Raw genomic sequence first — 2,319 nt, 5'->3', positions numbered from 1 at the left:
TATATTTGAGTCTCATAGCTGGTGAGACTCCAGAGTCTCATAGCTGGTGAGACCCCCCCCGAAAAACACCCTTTAAAATCAAGCACTTGAAACGGTCTCTTTCTATATCTATTTAGCAGCACTTTAAATCGTGATACTGACGCCTCGCTTCGCTCGTTGTCTGACGTTTACATTCACAAATTTGTGGACAATTTCCGCAAGCGGAAAGCGCATCCGCTTTGACGCACAGATTTGCGTCTGTAAGCGTCTTAATGGCTCTCTGTTGTGATTTTCTTGATTATCTGTAGTTACACTGATGTTTTTAGATTGGAGGGCTTAGGTGTGCGATTGACTAGCCCCGCAGGGATAAGCCCACTCAATGAGCCTTTGGGGTTGTTGTGGCTGATTGGGCGATACAATAGCAGCGTAAAAAATGACGCTGTACCACCCTTAGCACTGCCAGGATAAAAAAGGTCCAGGGCACTGCCAATTATCGGTTCTATCGTTGGGGTTCCTGTAACACCCCAACTAACTCCGGACATCCGGACACTTGATTAGTGGTTATATATCTTCACGCACATAGAACCATCCCTGTATTCGCAAGCATAGCGCGCCAGTGTTTGAGCGTTAGCGAGTTTGTTATCCAATGACATACCAGTTTGTCAAAAAATGACATACTTTCTTGTTAAAGCTGTCTGCGTTTCCCGACTCCGAGCGACGACGACGAGCGACGACGACGAGCGGAACTAGCGTAGGAGAAGGAGCGATAGGAGGGAACCAAAACGCGTACAGCGTTTTGGTTCATAAGCCACTTACTTTAATAGTGGCTTATAGTCCCATAGTGGAACTCTAGTTATTCCCTTTTTTTGGTTCAAACCCTTTAGTTTAAAGGCTTTAACTCTTGTAAAAAATTTTTACATTGGTATTTTGCTTGTAAAATGTTTTTACACGGTGTCCCATGCGTATTTTTAGTGATGAATTTCAAAGCCTGTTTTTAACTCCAGTTCAAAAATTGATTTATGTGTTTTTGTCTTCAATCTCTGATGAATCTGGCTTTGTTTCAATATCAACAAATGAAATTGCGAAGCGAGTTGGTTGTAGTAGGGTTTCAGTATCAAACTCTCTTTCTCACTTGGATTCACTTTCATTGATTCGAGTTTATCGAGGGGCTTCTATAGGTGAATTAAGCTCTTATTCTGTTCTAGATCCTTTTGAGGATAATTATCGAGAAGTGCAAAAAACAAAGGTTAAAGAGTCTAGTTCTGATTACGAGGAACGCATGAAAATAGCCCATGAACTTGCTCGTAAAGGTGTTGAAGAATTTAGAAGTGAAAGAGCTTTAAAAGCAGAGGAAGCGAAACAGTTGACAACTGTTTCGCCAGTAACTAACCCCCCTCAATCTAAGCGCTTAAAAAATAGAAACAAGAGAAAAAAGAAGGGTAAGAAATAAAAACTAAATTGAATTTAGTATGCTTGCATACCCATTGATTTTTTGTATTAGGGCGTGCTTATCTTCTTGTAGTTGATCATAAGCTGATGAATTGAAGTGTTCAGGTATTCCGCTTAATGTCATGATACATGTTGATAATTCCTCTAGATCATTTAGTAGATCTTTAAGCCCTTGTATAGAATAATTCTCTTTAGTCATAATTAACTTCTCTGTTTGTTGGTTTTGATTAGTCAGCTTACTGAGTTGGAGCTCTTTAAGCTGGCGTTAATTTAGTTCTAGTTCTTGCTGGTCTGGTGGTGGTAATTCATCATTCGATATAATCGCTCTTTCGCTTCTTTCCACGAATGGTACGTGTTTGATTTTTGTATCATTGTCAGGGTTAAATTCTTTTCCTTGCTCGGTTTCTGAAGCTATAACCGTAGCACTAAACATTGCATATCTACGTTGATTCTTTCCTGATTGCCAAACTATCCTTTCATTGACTGCGTAGGCTGTTGCTGATCCTATTTTCACGCTATCTATCCAGTTCATATCTTTAAGGTTTTTTATTGCTCTGCCTACTGACGGCCTACTGTACCCAGTAATCTCTTGAAGGGTTTTGTATGAGCAAACTACAGCATTTGTGTTTTTGCCCATAACTTCCATGAAATAAAACATAATCTCTGCTGATAATGGTTGTTTCTTTATCAGCTCTCTCCATTGCTTCATGTGTCCTTTTTGGACTTGCACAAAGTTGTAGTTGTCGTTGTCATTGGCCATGAGACTACCTAGTATCAGATGATATTCAAAAACATTAAACTCATGATACAACCAGTCTCATGAGTTTTACAAGCGGTATATTTGAGTCTCATAGCTGGTGAGACTCCAGAGTCTCATAGCTGGTGAGACCC

2 protein-coding genes are annotated in these 2,319 nt (G+C 39.9%); one reads left to right on the top strand and one right to left on the bottom strand.

Translation table 11 applies throughout. The annotated features are described in order from the left end of the window. The first annotated feature begins 937 nt into the window (after positions 1 to 937). Positions 938 to 1,429 (top strand): hypothetical protein, encoded by a 492-nt coding sequence (locus ACED60_RS25505; protein ID WP_371728723.1) that lies wholly within the window; start codon positions 938 to 940, stop codon positions 1,427 to 1,429. A 264-nt stretch (positions 1,430 to 1,693) separates the two neighbouring features. Here the strand turns inward: ACED60_RS25505 and ACED60_RS25500 are convergent, their stop codons facing one another. Then, a complete protein-coding gene (locus ACED60_RS25500; protein WP_371728722.1) occupies positions 1,694 to 2,188 on the bottom strand; it encodes a replication/maintenance protein RepL in 495 nt (164 codons plus the stop codon). Positions 2,189 to 2,319 lie beyond the last annotated feature (131 nt).

The sequence above is a fragment of the Vibrio sp. 1F279 genome, from assembly GCF_041439815.1.
GTDB lineage: Bacteria > Pseudomonadota > Gammaproteobacteria > Enterobacterales > Vibrionaceae > Vibrio > Vibrio tasmaniensis_A.
This window is presented reverse-complemented; position numbering and strand designations above follow the sequence as displayed.

Coding starts and splice junctions, on each gene's coding strand:
- ACED60_RS25500 (WP_371728722.1), bottom strand. CDS start 2,188: ATGGCCAATGACAACGACAACTACAACTTTGTGCAAGTCCAAAAAGGA.
- ACED60_RS25505 (WP_371728723.1), top strand. CDS start 938: ATGCGTATTTTTAGTGATGAATTTCAAAGCCTGTTTTTAACTCCAGTT.